The sequence below is a fragment of the Streptomyces sp. NPDC032161 genome (genome assembly GCF_040636995.1).
Classification (GTDB): domain Bacteria; phylum Actinomycetota; class Actinomycetes; order Streptomycetales; family Streptomycetaceae; genus Streptomyces.
In genome coordinates this window covers 1-17,495 of the sequence record NZ_JBEZVN010000048.1, presented here as the reverse complement: position 1 = coordinate 17,495, position 17,495 = coordinate 1, and the positions used below count along the sequence as shown (strand labels likewise).

General features: G+C 70.4%; 14 protein-coding genes. 4 read left to right on the top strand and 10 right to left on the bottom strand.

Features of this window, described 5'->3' with window-relative positions; translation table 11 throughout:
• Positions 1-58: 58 nt before the first annotated feature.
• The 5 genes from AB0E67_RS33495 to AB0E67_RS33475 form a co-directional block, all read right to left on the bottom strand.
• On the bottom strand, positions 59-1,351 hold the full coding sequence (locus tag AB0E67_RS33495) for a TIGR02679 family protein (RefSeq protein ID WP_362034072.1): 1,293 nt from the start codon (positions 1,349-1,351) through the stop codon (positions 59-61).
• Positions 1,348-5,502: a TIGR02680 family protein gene (locus AB0E67_RS33490; protein ID WP_362034069.1), complete on the bottom strand. Its 4,155-nt coding sequence runs from the start codon at positions 5,500-5,502 to the stop codon at positions 1,348-1,350. Before AB0E67_RS33490 ends, AB0E67_RS33495 begins: the two co-directional genes overlap by 4 nt.
• Positions 5,499-6,812: a TIGR02678 family protein gene (locus tag AB0E67_RS33485; RefSeq protein WP_362034067.1), complete on the bottom strand. Its 1,314-nt coding sequence runs from the start codon at positions 6,810-6,812 to the stop codon at positions 5,499-5,501. Before AB0E67_RS33485 ends, AB0E67_RS33490 begins: the two co-directional genes overlap by 4 nt.
• A complete protein-coding gene (locus tag AB0E67_RS33480; RefSeq protein WP_362034064.1) occupies positions 6,809-8,365 on the bottom strand; it encodes a TIGR02677 family protein in 1,557 nt (518 codons plus the stop codon). The genes AB0E67_RS33485 and AB0E67_RS33480 overlap by 4 nt, the downstream gene beginning before the upstream one ends.
• A gap of 204 nt (positions 8,366-8,569) precedes the next feature.
• Entirely contained in the window at positions 8,570-8,893 is a 324-nt protein-coding gene (locus AB0E67_RS33475) for an AMP-binding protein (protein WP_362034062.1), read from the bottom strand.
• Here AB0E67_RS33475 and AB0E67_RS33470 point away from each other — a divergent pair.
• Positions 8,872-9,273, top strand: coding sequence for a hypothetical protein (locus AB0E67_RS33470; protein WP_362034059.1), 402 nt, complete (start codon positions 8,872-8,874; stop codon positions 9,271-9,273). The two genes, AB0E67_RS33475 and AB0E67_RS33470, sit on opposite strands and share 22 nt — an antisense overlap.
• Positions 9,274-9,278: 5 nt before the next feature.
• Here the strand turns inward: AB0E67_RS33470 and AB0E67_RS33465 are convergent.
• From AB0E67_RS33465 to AB0E67_RS33445, 5 genes are all read right to left on the bottom strand, one after another.
• Positions 9,279-10,087, bottom strand: a protein-coding gene (locus AB0E67_RS33465; protein WP_362034057.1) for an IS5 family transposase whose coding sequence is annotated in 2 segments (ribosomal slippage) — positions 9,279-9,748 and positions 9,748-10,087 — 810 coding nt in all. Because the reading frame shifts where the segments join, the coding sequence is not laid out codon by codon here.
• Positions 10,088-10,152: 65 nt separating this feature from the next.
• Complete coding sequence (locus tag AB0E67_RS33460; protein WP_362034054.1) at positions 10,153-10,323, bottom strand: transposase; 171 nt, start codon at positions 10,321-10,323, stop codon at positions 10,153-10,155.
• 661 nt (positions 10,324-10,984) lie between these two features.
• Positions 10,985-12,019, bottom strand: coding sequence for a 3-oxoacyl-[acyl-carrier-protein] synthase III C-terminal domain-containing protein (locus AB0E67_RS33455; protein ID WP_362034051.1), 1,035 nt, complete (start codon positions 12,017-12,019; stop codon positions 10,985-10,987).
• Positions 12,020-12,032: 13 nt separating this feature from the next.
• The gene (locus tag AB0E67_RS33450) at positions 12,033-12,263 is read right to left on the bottom strand and encodes a hypothetical protein (RefSeq protein ID WP_362034048.1); all 231 of its coding nucleotides are present in this window, start codon (positions 12,261-12,263) and stop codon (positions 12,033-12,035) included.
• 1,149 nt (positions 12,264-13,412) lie between these two features.
• Entirely contained in the window at positions 13,413-13,670 is a 258-nt protein-coding gene (locus AB0E67_RS33445; RefSeq protein WP_362034045.1) for a hypothetical protein, read from the bottom strand.
• Between AB0E67_RS33445 and AB0E67_RS33440 the strand changes: the two genes are divergently transcribed.
• The 3 genes from AB0E67_RS33440 to AB0E67_RS33430 form a co-directional block, all read left to right on the top strand.
• Positions 13,601-14,059, top strand: coding sequence for a HAMP domain-containing sensor histidine kinase (locus tag AB0E67_RS33440; protein WP_362034111.1), 459 nt, complete (start codon positions 13,601-13,603; stop codon positions 14,057-14,059). The genes AB0E67_RS33445 and AB0E67_RS33440 overlap by 70 nt on opposite strands.
• A gap of 29 nt (positions 14,060-14,088) precedes the next feature.
• Positions 14,089-15,591: an FAD-binding protein gene (locus tag AB0E67_RS33435; RefSeq protein WP_362034042.1), complete on the top strand. Its 1,503-nt coding sequence runs from the start codon at positions 14,089-14,091 to the stop codon at positions 15,589-15,591.
• A gap of 205 nt (positions 15,592-15,796) precedes the next feature.
• Positions 15,797-17,495, top strand: a 1,699-nt coding sequence (locus tag AB0E67_RS33430; protein WP_362034039.1) for a beta-ketoacyl synthase N-terminal-like domain-containing protein, incomplete at its 3' end; no start/stop codon positions are given.

Sequence of the window (17,495 nt, the reverse complement as noted above, 5' to 3'; positions counted from 1 at the left end):
AGCGGGGAGGGCGGCAGACCCTTCCCGTCGCAGTGCCGCGCGGAGCGTCGAACGAGCGTCACAACCGGCTGGAAGGACACTCCTGCTGAGCCGTGCCGGCGAGGTCTTCCAACAACACATCGGCCACCAGCTCCTCGACCACGGCGGTGCCGTGCTCCGCCATGGCCTCGGCCAACTCGGGGTCCCACGGCGCTTCGGTGATGCGCCCGGGCCGAGGGCCGTGTGGGGTGCGGACGACCGCGGCACGGTAGTCCGCGACCGTCATGCGCCAGGGGTGCGCCGGTGTCTTGTCCAGGACGTATGCGGCGATGCGGATGCCCTCGCCATCGAAGTCGCCGTGATAACGGAGGGCGGCGCCTCGGTCCGCGAGTATGCGCAGGAGCCGGATGGCCGCGCTGTTGGGCCAGCCGGACGTGCAGACGAGCGGCGGACAGCGGTGACCGAAGCGGCGTAGGGCCAGTGCCAGGATGCTGGGATTCTCCACGACGTGCACGACAGGTGCGGGAGCCGTGGGCAGGGTGAACTCGCCCGGGGTCCTGACATGGGCGAGGGTCAGGCTCGCGGCCTGACCGGCCTCTGCGCACACTGCGGCCACCCGGGCGAGCAGACCGTCGCCGGACGGGCGTAGTCCGCCGACGAGGACGGTGGCGGACAACTCGTCGTCGGCCACACCCGCACGGCTCCACAGGGCCCGCCGTTCCGCTGCGGACTGCGGCGCAGCAGTGCCGTACAGCGTCGCCAGGGCGCGCAGGACGAGTGTGGAGAGGGATGTGCCGTCATCGAGCGCGTGCGCGTGGCCGTTCAGGACCCGGGCGGCGAAGACGGGCAGGGGTTCGCCCTGGCCGGGGAGTTCGGCGAGTACCTTGAGCGCGTCGGTGAGCAGCGTACGGGTACGTTCCGCCGAGCCGCCGACCAAGCCTGCGGCTCGACAGGACGCAGCCCAGTCGGCGAGTACCGGCTGCGCCCGTACCGTGTCGTGAGCGGCCAGCCAGGCCCACAGCCCAGCGCGTTCGTCGTCCTGGCGGCGCCGCTCACCGGCTCTGTCGCCGAGCGGGCCGACAAGTGCGACGACTACTTCTCGTACGGTGCGGCCGGAGAGTTCGGTGACGGCCTCCTCCAAGCGGGCCAGGGCGACGGAGGGTCGGGGGTCCGGCAGGTGGTCCAGGCCGAGGAGATCGGCGAGGGCCTCCCGCTGGGGCTCGTCCATCGGTCCGAGGCGTACGCGTGTCACGGGGCGGCCGGAGGAGAGCCGGCCGTGGACCGTCCGCCAGAGGGGGAGGAGTTCGGGGCGGCGCAGGGTGGCTTCGCCCGGGTCCGGTTCCGTGGCGGTCGTCGTGTCCGCGGTCGTCATCCCGCCTCCATGCCGGTGCCGTTCCAGACGAAGCGCACGCTGGTGACGGCGTCGTCGTCGCCGTCGGTGAGGAGCTGGTGGACGGCAATGCCCGGCAGCTCGCGGTAGGTGCCCCACTCGTGGTCGGAGGTGATCACGAGGTCCAGGTCGAGTGCGGTGAGCAGGGCGAAGACCTGACCGCGGTTGACGGTGTCGACGCCGACGAAGACCTCGTCGAGCAGGATCGGGCGGGGCGCCAGGGGCACGTCCTCGTAGTGGGCGGCGACGGCGGCGAACAGCGGCAGGTGCAGGGCGATGGCCTTCTCCCCGCCGGAGAGAGCGCCGTGCAGCCTCTTGGTCAACGGCTGCCAGCCGTTTCCGTCCGCCCGGTCGAGACGGACGGTGAAGCTGTGCCAGGCGGTGTAGTCGAGCACCTCGCCGAGGTGTTCCTCCCAGCTCGCGGCCGTGTCGCTGCCCTTGGCCTCCTCGATGCGGGCGCGGAAGAAGGCATGCAGGGCCTCCCGGTCCGACTCGGTGACCCGGCCGGGGTCCTTCAGGAGCAGCCGACGGGCGGTGCGGGTGCTGTCCGGGAGGTCCGGGCGGACGTCCCAGACGAGTTGGACCGCGACGTTGGAGGCGGTACGGACCCGCTCCAGATGCCCGTTCATGTGCGCGACGAGTTCGCCGGCCCGGCGGATTCGGGCGGCGAGGTGACGGCGGATGTCACCGGTGAGGATCTGGTCGAAGAGACGCCGCTCCGCGGTGCTGATGTCGCCACGGCTGCGGTCGCGTTCCTGGGTGAGCGTGGTGAGCAGACCGGCCGCCCCGACGCGTACGCCGTCCAGGGTGGCGGTGAAGAGCTGGACGTCGTCGTCGGGCTCCAGAGCCAGGTCGGCACGGGCGCCGAGGTGTCCACGGGCCTCGTGGACGGCTTCGGAGAGACGGGTCGCGGCGTCGCCGAGGTTCCGTGGCGCGTGCGGGAGGCCGGGCCACTGGGCCGCGGTGGCGCGGGCGGCCTCCAGGGTGGCCTTGGTGCCGTCCCCGGCGTCGAGTTCCGGTGCGAATTCGGCGTCCTCGGCCAGGCCGACGAGGCACAGGTGCCGCAACCGGTGCGCCGCGCCGTCCCGGACCACGACGGCCTTCTCCCGTCGCTCGACGTCCTGGCTGCTCATGGCCTTCAGTTCTCCGATGCGACCTTGCACGTCCACGAGGAGTCGGTTCGCCCGCCGGGCCTCGTCCCGGCAGCGGTCCCGTTCGTCGCGCGCCTCCGCGACGCGCGCGACGATCTGCCGGTAGTCCTCGCCGACGGTCGCCTCCACCGCCTCCAGGCGCGCCGTCATCCCGGCGGCCTTCGCCTCGGCGGCGGCCGCGTCCCCGGCCCTCTCGTCCGCGACGCGGCGGGACCGGTCCGCCTGCGCGGCCGTCTGCCGAGCCCGCTCGGCTGCGGTGGCCGCGGTAAGACGGGCATCGACCCAGCTGTCGGCGAGGTCGCGGAACCTCTCGACGTCGCCGGAGAGGGTCCGCAACCGGTCGCGGTCGGTGGGTAGTCCGTGTTCTGCGGCCCGGCGGCTCAGCGCGCGCAGCGCGTCCGCCACCCCGGCCTCGCGCCGGGCGAGGTGCGTGGTCGCATCGCGTACGACCTCGTCCCGGGCTGCCGTCATCTCCTCGGCCCGGTCCCAGTCCCGTCGACGGGCGTCGAGCTTCCGGTGGTCGGGCCGGGCGGCCCGGTCGGCCTCCAGCCGGGCGGCTCGGGCGTCGAGCTCGTGCAGCTGGTCGTCGAGGGCGGCGAGGGCGGCGTCCGTCTCCTCGATGCGCCCGGTCAGTTCGGCGATCCTGCGTTGCCGGGTCCGCTGCCGGGCGAGAGCACCGATGAAAGCGGGTTCCGGCTTGTTCCAGGTCCCGGTGGCCGGCGCGAGGCGCCAGGCTCCTTCGGCAGAGACGGCCGCGGGGTGGCCGCCGGGCAGGGTGGTGCCGTACGCGACACCGGCGAGGACTCGGGCCACGGTGTCGGCCGGTACGGGGATGTACTCCTCGGGCCGCAGCACGTCGAGCAGGCTGGGCCCCGGGGCGGTCGCGGCCAGGGCGGCCTCGGCACGGGTGTCGTGCCCCGGCAACGTGATCCCGTCCGAGGGGCTGACCCACGCGTCCAGGAGGCCCGATGCCTCCAGTGCGGCTTCCACCGCCGCCTGAACGTCGACCGGAACGCCTTCGCGGAAGGCCACCAGCCGCCACAACGGCGCTCCCGCCGCCGTTGTGCGGACGGTGGTGCGGGTGGGCGGAGCAGGCGGCGGAAGGTCGCTCTCGCCACTCAGCCGACGCACCTCCTCGTCGAGCTCGTCCCGCTTCTCCCCCAGTCCCCGGCGCGCGGCTCGGACACCGGCTCGCGCCGTGGTGATCTCCTGGTCCAGCGGTCGTGCGGCGGCATCGACCCACGCGTGCACGTCCGCTTCGACCGCCGCCCTGGCCGCCAGTTCGCCGGGGTCGACGATGCGCAGTTCCGCGCAGCCCGCGACCCAGGCCAGCAGCCGTTCCGCCTGCCCGGCGACGGCGTCGTCCCAGGCTCCGGCGGTCTCGTCCCTGTGGGCGATCGCCTCCGCGAGCCTGGTGCGTGCCTCGTCCAACAGCCCCTCGGCGGCGCCCCGGTCGCGTACCGCACGGTCGTGCTCCTCGATCGCCTCGGTGATGTGGGTGACCTGCTCGCGTCGGGCGGTGACCGCACCCCGGAGCAGTCGGCGGGCTCGGGCCGCGTCCTCACCCACCGTACGAGCGGCGGCACCGAAATCCTCGGGCCGTCGGCCGCCTGTCCCGTACCCCGAGCCGTCGCTGAGGGACGCCGCCGGTTCCGCGTCGAGAATCGCCCTCACCTCGTGGTGGATGGACTCCATGCCCGCGGCCCGGGCCGACCGGTGTGCTTCGTCCGCGGCTTCACGCGCGTGCTCGTCGAAGATACGGGCGTGCCCCGCGCTCTCGGCGGCGGCCTTTCGGTCCTTCTCCGCCCCGGTCTCGGCGGACCGAGCGGTGGCACGCCGCTCCCTGGCGGCCGCGACCACGTCTGTGGTGTCGCGGCGGAGCCGGTCGAGTTCCTCCCCCTTCTGGTACGCGTCGCTCTCGCGCAGCGCCTCGACAGTCTCGTCCAGGGCGTGTGCCCGCAGCTCCTGCTCGTCGCGCAGACTCTGGGCCGATTCGCGCTCCGCGAGCGCCTTGTCGAGCTGCTCGGCGCTCTGGCGTGCGGCACGGGTGAGGTCGTCCATGTCGGTCGTCGCGGAGATCAGTCCGGCCGCGCCGGCGCGCAGGACCCGGCGAGCGTAGGCGCGCTGCCGGGAGGCGACGGTCTCGGCCGCCGTCACTTCGGCGTCGAGCCGGTCGAGGTGGTCGCGCTGCCGGTCCAGACGCTCGAAGCCCTCGGCGAGCTCGGTGATCTCTCCCTCGCCGAGCGGGGGCAGGGCGCGGGACAGCAGGGTGGACAGCAGGGACGGGTCGAGCCGTTCGGACAGCTTGGGCTGGCGCAACTGGAGCAGCGCGGAGAGCAGCGACTCGTACCGCTGCTCCGCCATGCCGGCGAAAAGTGCGCGCCGGACAGCGGTGCGGTAGTCGGTGGCTGACGGGTGCACCTCACCTCGGTCGCGAAGAGCGTCGGCGAGAGCGGCCTTGGTCAGGGGCTGTCCCGCCTCATTGACGAGGGGGACGCCGTCGGCGTGGGCGATCCGGGAGCCGGTGGTGAAGTACTCGGCGTGTGCCGTGCTGGTGTGCACGCTCGCGTGCAGGCGCGCACCGCAGCTGAACCACTGTTCGGCGCCGTCGTCGCCGACGCGACGGAATTCCATCCACACGTACCCCACACGCGTCTTGCCAGAGGCTCCCGCACCCAGCATGTTCCAGTGCATGGTGCGTTCCGAACCGCCGAACGTGGAAAGGCGATTGGGGCGGAGGCTGGCGTCGAAGAGGAAGGGAAGCAACAGCTCCAGCGCCTTGGACTTGCCGGAGCCGTTCTGGCCGCGCAACAGCAGGCGCCCCTGGTGGAAGACGAAGGTCTCGTCGTAGTAGCGCCAGACGTTGAGGATACCTGCGCGGTGCGGCTGCCAGCGGCTGCGGACGGCATCCACCCCTTGAGCGGGCGGCAGCTCGGCGGTCTCCTCGGGCCGTCGCTGGAGGGGGAACTCCGTCACGCTCACTGCACGTCTCCTTCCGCGGCAACGCCGCTGGAAGCGGTAGTACCTTCCGGGTCGTTCTTCGGGCCCGGACTCGTTGTCACCATCAAGCGGTAGCGGTACGCGGCCGGCGTTGCGATGACACGGTCCCGGGCTCTGTCGGCCAGGCCGACATCGAGCAGGACGCGTACGGCGTCGTCGGCCAGCCGTGCCGGGCCGTCCTCGGACTGGTACGCCTTGGCCCAGCCCGGGAAGCGGCGCAGCTGATCGGCTCCGGCCTCGGCCAGTTGCTCGGGCAGCATCCCCGCAGGAGCTGCGCAGAGCGGTTCGAGGAGGAGCAGCGCGGCGACACGGGCGGTGGACGTGTCGTCGGGGAAGCGGACGTCGGTGGCGATGCCGTCCGGGTCGACGAGGAGGAAGCCCTCGGCCCGTTCCTCCAGGAGGAAGCCGGCCTGTTCGACCGAGCGGCGCAGGATCTGGCGGCCGGTCAGGGAGGTGATGTATGCGAGCTCGTCCTCGGCGAGGTCGTCGCGGTACAGCACGGGGTCGTCGAAGAGGCGACGGAGTACCGAGTGACGCAGCCTCAGGTTGCGTTGGGCATCCGTGGTGGCGGTCTCGCTGGGCAATTCGTCGGCCGTCCCGTCGGTGGCCGCGCCGCCGTAGCGGCGCTCCTGCACCAGGCCGGTGAGGAGGTCCTCGAACCGTGCGGGCACCTCGTCCGGGGGCACGGCGAGCCGGGAGGCGCCGACGGGCGCGGCCGACAGCCGCATCAGCAGCGTGTTGTCCACCCGGTACAGGACCTTCGCCTCCGCGGAGTCGACGTACGCCTCGGTCGTCCCGTCCACGGCGCGCAGGACGTCGTACGACTCCAGCAGCTTCAGGACATCGACGAACGCCATTCGCTCCGGCCGGTGGACCGGGTCGAACGCCGGCAGTGCCCGGTCGGCCGCCGTCGCATGGACGACGCGGTCGGCGAGCATGCCGATGGTCGTCATCGGCATCGACAGCAGCTCGGCCGCAGTGACGCAGAGCAGGACGTAGCGCCGGCGGTCGAATGGGGCCCGGCCGGACCGCGCCCTGCGTGCCGGGCGGGAGCCGTCGGGATTCACGCGGATCTTGGTGAGGCGGGCGTACCCGCGGCGGGGCTCCACGACCAGGCTCCAGCCGCAGGTGTAGTCGAACCACCGGGCCAGCGGGTCACGACGGCGTCGTACCAGTTCAAAACCGGTCGGGTCGGCGGCCTCGGTGAGCAGCGGGCGGCCCAGGAGGAGGCGGATGGCGCGAGCGACCTCCTCCCGTTCCGCGGAGGCCAGTTGGTTGGCGAGCGTGCTCATCCAGCCGCCTCCTCTCCCATGACGGCGCGCGCTGCCGGGAAGGCGGTCGCCGCGCCCGCGGCCATGATGTGGACGACGTAGTCCGGGCCTGCCAGCGTCCCCTTCACGGTGTGCAATACGGCGGTACGCGCGTCGGGAGGCGGCGACAGTGCGACCTCCACCCGGCCGTCCCCGGTCATGGCCCGCCGCAGACCGCCCGTGTCCGGCGGAGCGGCCAGGGCCCGGCCCAGCAGGTCCAGCAGGCGGTCGAAGGCCGCAGGATCCAGGGCGCCGAAGGAGGAGAGCCGCACGGGGCCGTCCGTCTCCAGTGCCTGCCAGGCGCGCGTGAGTTCCGCCCGCTCCGCACGGGCCCGTTCGGCGCGCTCGGCCCTCACGGCCGCGACGTCCCTCACCTTGCCGGTGCGGGTGAAGCGCTCCGTCCGTCCGCTGGTCCGCAGCAGCGCCGACACCGCCACCGGCGGCGCCTCGGACCAGGAACGGGATGAGGGGATCAGCTCCGGGTCGGGGTGGGCGAGGTGGGCGTGGCGCGCCGGGCCAAGACCGAAGGCCGCCGACCACAGCCGGTGCAGGTCGATCTCCTCGGGAGCCGCCGCGAACCAGCGCGCCAGCTCCCGGAAGTCCTGCACGGCGCTGGAGGAGCGGCGCCGGGACTCGTTGATCCGCTCCAGGACCTGCAGGAGGGAGACGATGGCGCGCCGGGCGATGTCGTGCAGTTGCTCGATCCGGGGGCGCGCCCCGTCGTCCGGCAGGAACCACACCCGCAGGCCCGCCCAGCGCGCCCGCCGGCTCTCCAGCCAGCCGGCCGCGGGGTCCTCCCCCGGCACCGGCGGCAGCTCGGCACCGCGCAGGGCCCGCTCGCGCAGCACCGCGATGCCCCGCTCCTCCACGCGGGCCACGGCGGCGGCAACCGTCTCGCCGCGCCGGTCGAGGTTGACCAGGAACTCCTGGAGGTATGCGACGGTGGCGGCCTTCACCTCACGGAACACGTCCAGGTCTACGCCCTCGGCGCGAAGAAGGCGCTGCAGTTGACCATTGAATGCCTTGGTGTTCTCCACCAGGGCCTCCAAATGGCCCTCCAGCTCGCGCAGGGTGCTGAAGATCCGGCGGTCGGCGGCGGCGGGTTCACCGGACAGCACGGTCAGTTCGTCGAGCCGATCGGTGATCGCTTCCAGGACCGCGGTCTGCAGCGCCCCCGTCGAGGCCAGCACCTCCAGGGCATGCCGCAGCCCGGCAAGCGCGGCCTCGCCCCGGCGGGTCAACGAGTAGTGCAGGTTGCGCCGTTCGTACTCCTCGGCCGTACGATAGTTCTCGGCGTGGTTGTGGACCACGTCGAGGAGCCCCCACCCCACCAGCCGTTTCAGCGCGTCGTGCAGTTCCTCGTCCTCGAGGTCCGCGATCCAGCCCACAGCACGCAGCCGCTCGCGTACGCCGTCGAGTCCGAGCGTGGTCTCCAGGTACTCGCCGGCCACGCCGAAGGCTTCGAGCACGGCCCCGTTCAGATCGGCCTTCTCCCCGGTGGTGAACCGGAACATCTCCGGCGGAACCCTGCGCATCCTCGTACGTCCCCTCCTCCGCCGCCACCCTTGCGGCGCTTCGCCCCCCACGGTACGGGCTGTCCCGTAGTCCCTGGTGGATCAGCGTGGGGCGTCAGATGCGGTGCGTCGCCAGGCGGAGGGACGCCCGAATACTGGATGTATTCGGGCGCTTCCGACAACGCCAGCGAGGTGCCGTAGCCGACGCCGCACGCCCGCCGGGGATTACGGGACGGCCCCTGGGGGCGCCTCCGGATCCCGGCGGAGCGTCACTGCCATCGCTGTCATGGCCAGGGTCTGCTCCATGCGCGATGCGGTCACCGGAGCACCACCCGAACCCCGGCCCGCCAACTCACGTGCCGCCCACACCACATGATTGACCAGACCCCGGTGCGCCACCTGCACACCCTTCGGCCGACCCGTCGAACCCGACGTATAACTGATGGTTTCAGAATGCCGTCTTGCGGAGGCGCTGGCGGCCCCATGGAACAATCCCTTCAGCCAAGGGCTCAGGGGGATAGTGCCGTATGGACGGGGTTGGGGTTGCACGAGACCTCGTGCTCGGTTACGTCCACGCTCTGAACGCGGTTGACGAGGCCATGAGGGTGGCGATCCCCTCGGTTGAGCGGCTGGCGGACGTCGTCGGCCTGGCCCGTTCGCGCCGGATCAACCGGAGCGGTCACATCGGCACCTACTCCTACAAGGTTCATGGGGCAGGGTGCCGTTTCGTATGCGGCAACGGCACTGAGGTCGATGTGGACTTTGCAGCCGACGGGAGCGAAGTCTTCGATCTCTGGCGGCTGCGTGGGTATGGGCTGAGCCTGCCGGAGCCTCTTGACGTTACGGATGAGGACCTGCGGTCCGCAGTGCGGTCGCTGCAACCGCTTCTGAACGAGGTGCGGCCGGGGTGGTTCAGCGTAGCCAACTGATCGCTTCAGGATGAGGTTCGCAGGCGGCGCAGGCATATGAGGCTGCAGGCCAGTTCCAGCAGGCCCTGGTGGAGATCTGCGCGTCGCTCGTAGCGGGTGCGGAGCCGTTTGAACTGGTGCAGCCAGGCGAAGGCGCGCTCGACGACCCAGCGGACCTTGCCCAGTCCTGAGCCGTGGGCGACGCCGCGTCGGGCGATCAACGGCTTGATACCGCGTTTCCATAGCAGGCGGCGGTACTTGTCGAAGTCGTAGCCCCGGTCGGCGTACAGGCGCCGGGGCTTGCGGCGGGGGCGTCCCCGCAGGCCCCGGATCGGTGGGACCGCGTCCAGCAACGGCAGGAGCTGGGTGACGTCGTGCCGGTTGCCGCCGGTGAGCGTGACGGCGAGCGGGGTTCCGTGGCGGTCGACGATCACATGGTGTTTCGAGCCGGGGCGGGCGCGGTCGACGGGCGAGGGGCCAACGTGATCCCCCCTTTGAGGGCCCGGACGTGCGACCCATCCACGGCGCAGTCGTCCAGGTCCAGCAGGCCGGCGCGGCGCAGTTCGGCCAGCAGGGCGGCGTGCAGGCGTGGCCAGACGCCTGCCTCGGTCCAGTCCCGCAACCGGCGCCAGGCCGTCACCCCGGAGCAGCCCACGGTCTGTGCGGGTACGTCGCGCCAGGCCACACCGGTCCGCAGCACGTACATGACGCCGGCGAGTGCCACTCGGTCCGGAACTCGCAGCCGCCCGGGATAGCGGTGACGTCGTTCAGGAGCAGGCGGCAGCAGCAGAGCAACCCGCTCCCACAGGTCGTCAGAAACAAGATCAGCACGCACCCCGGACACACTGCCAACCAAGATCGTCGAGCACAAGGCGCACAGCTCAACTCATTCTGAAGCGATCAGTAAATCACACGGATCCAGCCCCGCAGGGCCTCGTGGTGCACACCGAGTTCCTCGGCCAGACGGCGGATCACCGGCTTTGGCTCGGAAGCGCGGTACATCCGCACCGCACGCTCACGCAACTCCAGCGGGTATTTCCTCGGTGCGGGCATCGTATGGGCTCCTCTCATGAGACCCACCTGACCCTCTTTCATCACCCGCCGCATCTCGGGGGAACCTCAGACAGCCAGTTATTGATCGTCAAACCCTAACTCCGCGGTCTTGGAGTATTTCCTGGGGGCAGCCGTGGTCATGTTCCTCTCATGAAAATCATCTGACTACCCGTCATTACACTCCGCATCTCGGCGGAACCTCAACCGCGACTTCACCCAGAAGTCGAGCAACCAGATCGGATCCTTCGAGATCAACCAGTGCTCCCACCTGGGCCAGTGGGTATCCGCCAGCACCTTCTCCATCACGGCCAACAACATCTCCGTCGTCCTGGACAACCGCGGCAGCGGCGCCAACAACCGCCACGCCGCCGCGGCCCCGGACCGGGTCAACTGCACCGCATCCTGGCCCGTACACCCCATCCCGCCCCGCCCCGCCCTCCCCGACGTCACCGCGCTCGTGTGGGGAGGGGCCGTCGTGTCGACCGGCAATCCCCCCAATCCCCGCGGCTCCCGGCCCGGACCGCCGCTCTCGATCGGATCGCCCACCACCCGCGCGAGACGTGGTGGGGCATCCTGGCCCACGCCCGGTTCCGGGCCAAAGCCCCGTTCCCGCTTGCCAATCCAGACGTCGTCGGGCACTTCAGGGTGTGGGTGCGTTGCGGAACACGCGGGGGAGCGATCAGGTGCGCGGGATCGCGGGGCACACCTTCTGCACGAGCGCGACCGACCAAGTGAACCCGCCGCCGGCACCTATGAGGAGCGCGTACTGCCCGTCGGCGACGAGGTCGGTGCGCCGCAGGTGATCCAGGTTCGCGAGGAAGTCGCCCGCACCCAGATGCCCGGTCACGTCGCGCTCACTGTGCAGCGTCGACGCCAGCCGAGGATCGATCGCCTCGGCATACATGAGTTCGAGCACCTTGGGGCTGAGCCGGGGGAGCATCGTCGCCGCCACGTCGGCGACATCCACACCGGCCATGTCGAGCACCCCGTCGACGAGTTCACCGACCGTCTTGACCGCGGCGTCGCGGAATTCGGAGGTCCCGGCGGAACGTTCGAAGAAGGCGCGTTTGGTGGACTTCACGTCGATGGTCGCCCGCAACTCGTGAGGGACGGTGCCGAATGTGTCGCCCTCGCGGAACATGGCCTCGAACTGCGGCCGAGCACGCGAGTCCAGCGCGATGACACGCAGGGCGGGCGCACTCGTGACACCGGCCTCCGGGGACAGGATCACGCAGGTGGCGCCGTCGCCGTACACGGTGTCGTAGTCGCTGCCCCACCGGTCGAAGCCGTTGCCGCCGAACGTGTCCGCCGTGGTCACCACACTCAAGACCGGCTCGCCGGAGGCCGTGCGCCGAACACGCTCGACGCCGATACCCAGCGCCGCGGCGCCACTGTTGCACATCTGCCCAACGGACATCGGAACGCACTGATCGAAGCCGGCTTCGTGCGCGATGAAATGCGCGGGTGACCAGAAGTCGTGCCCCTGGTAATAGGTGTGTCCGTGCAGCAGGTGACCAACCTGTTCGGGCTCGATCCCCGCCTCGTCGGCAGCGGCACGAGCCGCGGCCGCAGCAAGCACCGGCGCCGGCTCCGCGCCGACGTGCACGCTCGTCACCCCCAGCCGCTCACGCTCCTCCTCGGTGATCCTCCCCGAACGCACAGCCTCGGCGACGGACTCCACCGCGGGTGGCAGCACGATGGCGCTGCCGATCACGAATGCGCTCGACTCAGCCGGTGACCGCATGCGACGGCTCCTGTCGTGCGCCGGTGCAGACGATCGTCCTGCTCATGGTGGATTCGCCGCCACGGACGGCGATGCCGAACATGGCCTCGCCCCGACTGCGCAGCTCGACGAAGCCCGGGGAGCCCAACCCGAAGACGTCCGTCATGTTGTCGTCGAGGACCTTGCCTGCCTGCCCGACCTCCACTGAGCCCTTGATGCTGAGAACCGTCTTCATCTCCGAAACGGTGTTCATTGGGGAAGTGCTTCTCCTCATATTCGGTGACAGATCGCGTTGGTGGTGATAAGGACGCAGCGGACTCACTCACCTGACGGGCCAGGAGAGCAGCCCCCGCAGCCGGCACAGGGCCCGCCGCCGCAGCGGGTGAACGGCCCGCGAGGCAGTCCGAGCAGTCGGTCTGCCTCGTCGTAGCCGGTGACGGATCGATCATCCGAATGCCCAGCAGTTCGCGGTAACGGCCGATCAGCCGGTGCAAAGCAGCCACGTCCATGACCACGGACGGTTGTTGACGCGATGCAACGTACCCCTCGGCACTCTACTAGCCCTGCCCCAGTTGTGGCCGGGCAGGGTCGGAGCCGCCCTGACCGCCCACAACCCGAAGGGCCCGGAGAATCCGGCCACTGTGCTGGAACCCACACTGCCCCGGGTGACGAAAACGCCCAGGACACAAGCCAGTTGATGTTCGACTTCAACCCATCACCCAAGCACCGTCCCCAGGTCGTAATCGTCCACTCCTTGGGCACAGTCGTCACCTACGAAGCGCTCCACGCCCACCCCGAGCTGAACGTGGAGCTGCTACTCACCCTGGGCGCTCCGCTCGCGATGCCCCGCGCTGTCTTTGACCGCCTCAATCCCCACCCCACCAGTTCATCGGCACCTCTCGGCGCCCGTCCGGCCAGTCTCGCTCGATGGGTGAACATCGCAGATCCGGGCGATCCAGTAGCCATTCCCCCAAGCTTGCACGCTCCTTCGCCGGCGTCGCCTTGGATCTCACCGACTCCATCGACGCGGCGTTTGGATTCCATCGACACCGCCGACACTGCCGGAACCCTCGGGGATCCAGTCGGATCCGACGGAAGCCGCACCAGGATCGTTTCGCGCTGCCTCCGAGCGACGGGCGCCGGCAACACCGCAGCCACCTGGGAACGCCTCTTCCCAAACCGCATGGAGGCAGTCGCTCTTGCCGTCTTGTTGGTGGCCGATCACGGGCTCAACGCAACCACCGCGTCCGAGCCGCCTGGTCCTCGGGCCACCCCCGACTCGGGCGAGGGTGACTTCCCGGTCTACCGGACGGAACTGGACAAGCGCCGTCGAGGCGCTGGCCGGCACGTCGAGACCAGGGACATCCCCGACTTCGGCGCCAACTCACCTGGACACCTGATCACCCTGGCTTTGGAGGCCACCGCCCATGACCGCGCTCTGGTGGCGGAACAGGCTCCAGAGCTGGACCGCCTGCTGCTCCGGCGCACGAACAGGCCCTGTCAGGGCAAGCGTGACGACGAAGCCCGGCTCGGGGTGATCGGAGTCGGTCCGCACCACACCGCCCCACACCTCTGGGAACAGCAGGTCGGGCGGTCCGGTTCGCCCATGCGGCGCCTTCGGAAGACGGTGAACGTCCTGCACCGGCTCGAGCCCAGCAGAACACCCACGTCGACTGCCCCGCCGGCCGTGCCGCCGCAATCCCCGAGGACCGGCTGGAGAGAGCCGTCACGAACCTGATCCACAGCGCCCAGCAGCACGGCCACGGCCCCATAGCCGTGGCCGGCCTCCACGACAACGGACAGATCCGCATCGAGGTCCGCGACCACGGTCCAGGCTTCCCGGCCAGCTTCCTCCCGACCGCCTTCGACCGCTTCATCCGGGCCGACGCCACCCGCGCCACCACCGGCACCGGGTCTGGGCCCGGCCATCACCGCCGTCGCGCACATCGCGCCACTTCCCTTCTCCCCGGATCTCACCAATTACCCTGCAGGACCGGTGGATTAGTATCCGACCGCAACAGGACGGTTTGACGTCCGTTTCGGAAGGCAGGAGAAGCACGGTGAAGCACATCAATCCCGTGACCCCCGGCGACATCAGGTACGAGGACTTACGACGGGGTGAGAACCTGCGCTTCGTCGGCGAGCCGGACGAGATACATCTGGTGGGTTCGGCCGCTGAAATAGAGCGGGTCCTTTCCCGGGCCGTACGGGCGGGGAAGCGAGTCGCGGTGCGCAGTGGAGGGCACTGCTATGAGGACTTCGTGGCGCATCCCGATGTGCGTGTGATGATCGACATGTCACGGCTGTCGGCGGTCGGATTCGACGAAGAGCGCGGCGCGTTCGTCGTCGAGGCCGGTGCCACGCTGGGCGCGGCCTACAAGACGCTGTTCCGGGTGTGGGGCGTGACGCTGCCCGGCGGGGCGTGCCCCGATGTGGGTGCGGGCGGGCACATCCTCGGCGGGGGCTACGGCCCGCTGTCGCGGATGCACGGCTCGATCGTCGACTATCTGCACGCGGTCGAGGTCGTCGTGGTCGACGAGTCGGGCGACGCGCGGACCGTGATCGCGACGCGCGAGCCCGACGATCCCCACCGTGATCTGTGGTGGGCCCACACCGGGGGCGGCGGCGGCAACTTCGGCGTGGTCGTCAGGTACTGGCTGCGCACCGCCGACGCGGACGTACCGCCGGAGCCCGGCCGACTGTTGCCGCAGCCGCCGTCCGAGGTGCTCCTGAACACCACGGCGTGGCCGTGGGAGGGGCTTGACGAGGCGGACTTCGCGCGGTTGGTCCGCAATCACGGCAGGTGGTTCGAGCAGAACAGCGGCCCCGACTCCCCCTGGTGCGACCTCTACAGCGTGCTGGCCCTGACCCGCAGCCAGTCCGACGCCCTCGCGATGACCACGCAGCTCGACGCGACCGGCCCGGACGCAGAGAAGAGGCTGCAGACGTACCTGGCTGCCGTGTCCGAGGGCGTGGGCGTGCAGCCGTACGGCGACACCCGGCGGCTGCCGTGGCTGCACTCGACCCGCTGGCCCGGGATTGCCGGGGACGGCGACATGACCGGCAGGGCCAAGATCAAGGCGGCGTACGCGCGCCGGAGCTTCGACGACCGGCAGATCGGCACCCTGTACGCACACCTGACCGGCACGGACTACGACAATCCGGCGGGGGTTGTCGCGCTGATCGCCTACGGCGGCAAGGTCAACGCCGCTCCTGCGGACCGGACCGCGGTGGCGCAGCGGGACTCCGTCCTCAAGATCGTGTACGTGACGACCTGGGAGGACCCCGCGCAGGACCCGGTCCATGAGCGGTGGCTCCGCGAGCTGTACCGGGACGTGTACGCGGACACCGGCGGCGTACCGGTGCCCGGCGGGTCGGCCGATGGCGCGTACGTCAACTACCCGGACGCCGACCTCGCGGACGCGGAGTGGAACACTTCCGGGGTGCCGTGGTCCGAGCTGTACTACAAGGGCGCCTATCCGCGGCTGCAGGCGGTCAAGGCGCGCTGGGACCCGCGGAACGTGTTCCGGCACTCACTCTCCGTGGAAGCTCCATCCGCCTGAAGTGACACCGAGGGGTACGGGTTTCCCGCGCAGAGACCCGTACCTCTCGGCGCTTCCACCCCTGCTCCCCGCGCCTTTCAGCGACCACTAGGGGATCGATAGGGGTGTAGGGGCCGACCATCATTTGATTAAAGTCGGCAACTGCCTTTGCATGTGCCGCAGGGTGCTGTCTCATGTATTTCACTTAATGGGGGATAACGGTCGCATGCCTCAATTCCGCGACGGCTTCACCGAGGTCGGGATGCCGGACGACGCAATCGCCATCGTGGGGCTGTCCTGCCGGCTCCCTGAGGCCGCCGACAAAAGCGCGTTCTGGAAACTGCTGAGAGACGCACGGCATGCAATCAGCGAAGTTCCCGAAGACCGCTGGAATTCCGAGGAACTTCCCCCCGCCGCACGGCACGGAGCATTTCTCGACCGGGTGGACGAGTTCGACCCCGGATTCTTCGGCATATCCCCGCGTGAAGCCTCGATGATGGACCCCCAGCAGCGGCTCATGCTGGAACTGTCCTGGGAGGCCTTCGAAGACGCCGGCATCCCTCTGTGGCAGGTGCGGGGCAGCCGCACGGGTGTCTTCGTCGGCGCGATCGCCAACGACTACTCGGTGCTGCTGAACCGTCAGGGGCTGTCGGCCGTCACCCAGCACTCGCTGACCGGGACACAGTGCGCCATCATCGCCAACCGGGTGTCATACACCCTCGGGCTGCGCGGCCCCAGTCTCACCGTGGACACCGCGCAGTCCTCCGGTCTGGTCGCCGTCCACCAGGCCTGCGAGAGCCTGCGCTCGGGCAGCTGCGAACTCGCCGTCGCAGGAGGCGTCAACCTCAACATCGTGCCCGAAAGCGCCCTCGCCGCCGATCGGTTCGGCGGGCTGTCACCGGACGGCCGCTGCTACACCTTCGACGCCCGGGCCAACGGCTATGTCCGTGGCGAGGGCGGCGGGGCCGTACTCCTCAAGCCCCTCGCAAAGGCGCTCGCCGACCGCGACTGCGTCTACTGCGTGATCCGCGGCGGCGCGCTCAACAACGACGGCGCGACCGACGGCCTCACCGTGCCGAGTGCGGCCGCGCAGAGCGAGGTACTGCGGCTGGCGTACGAGCGGGCTGGCATCGACCCCGCGGACGTCCAGTACGTCGAACTGCACGGCACAGGCACCGCCCTGGGCGACCCCATCGAGGCATCCGCCCTGGGCGACGTCCTGGGCACGGCCACCGGCCGCCGACTGCCGCTGACGGTCGGCTCGGCCAAGACGAACGTGGGGCACCTGGAGGGTGCCGCCGGAATGGTCGGCCTCCTCAAGACCGCCCTGTCCCTCCATATGCACAAGATCCCGGCCAGCCTCCACTACGAGACGCCGAACCCGCGCATCCCGCTGGACGAACTCAACCTGCGCGTCCAGCAGTCGCTGGCGGACTGGCCGGAGTCCGGGCCCGCACTCGCGGGCGTCAGCTCGTTCGGGATGGGCGGCACCAACTGCCACATGGTCCTTCAGGGGATGCCGGCGACCGAGCCTGGGTCCGCGTCCGGTGGCAGGGGTGCGCAAGAGCCGGTCGGTGCGGTAGTACCGTGGCTGGTCTCCGGCCGCGGAGAGGACGCCCTGCGCGCGCAGGCCGAGCGGCTGCGGACGTTCGTGGCGGACCGGTCCGAGCTGGACGCGGACACGGTAGCGCTGTCGCTGGTGACCTCACGCGACTCTCACGAGAACCGGGCGGTCGTCCTCGGCGGGGACCGGGAGACCTTGCTGAACGAGCTTACCGCGCTGGCCTCGGGAGAGCCTGCGTCTCGGGTCGTACGGAGCCGTGGGGCTGTGGCACAGGGGCGGTTGGCGTTTCTGTTCTCGGGGCAGGGCAGCCAGCGGGCCGGGATGGGGCGTGAGCTGTACGCCGCCTTCCCTGTGTTCGCTG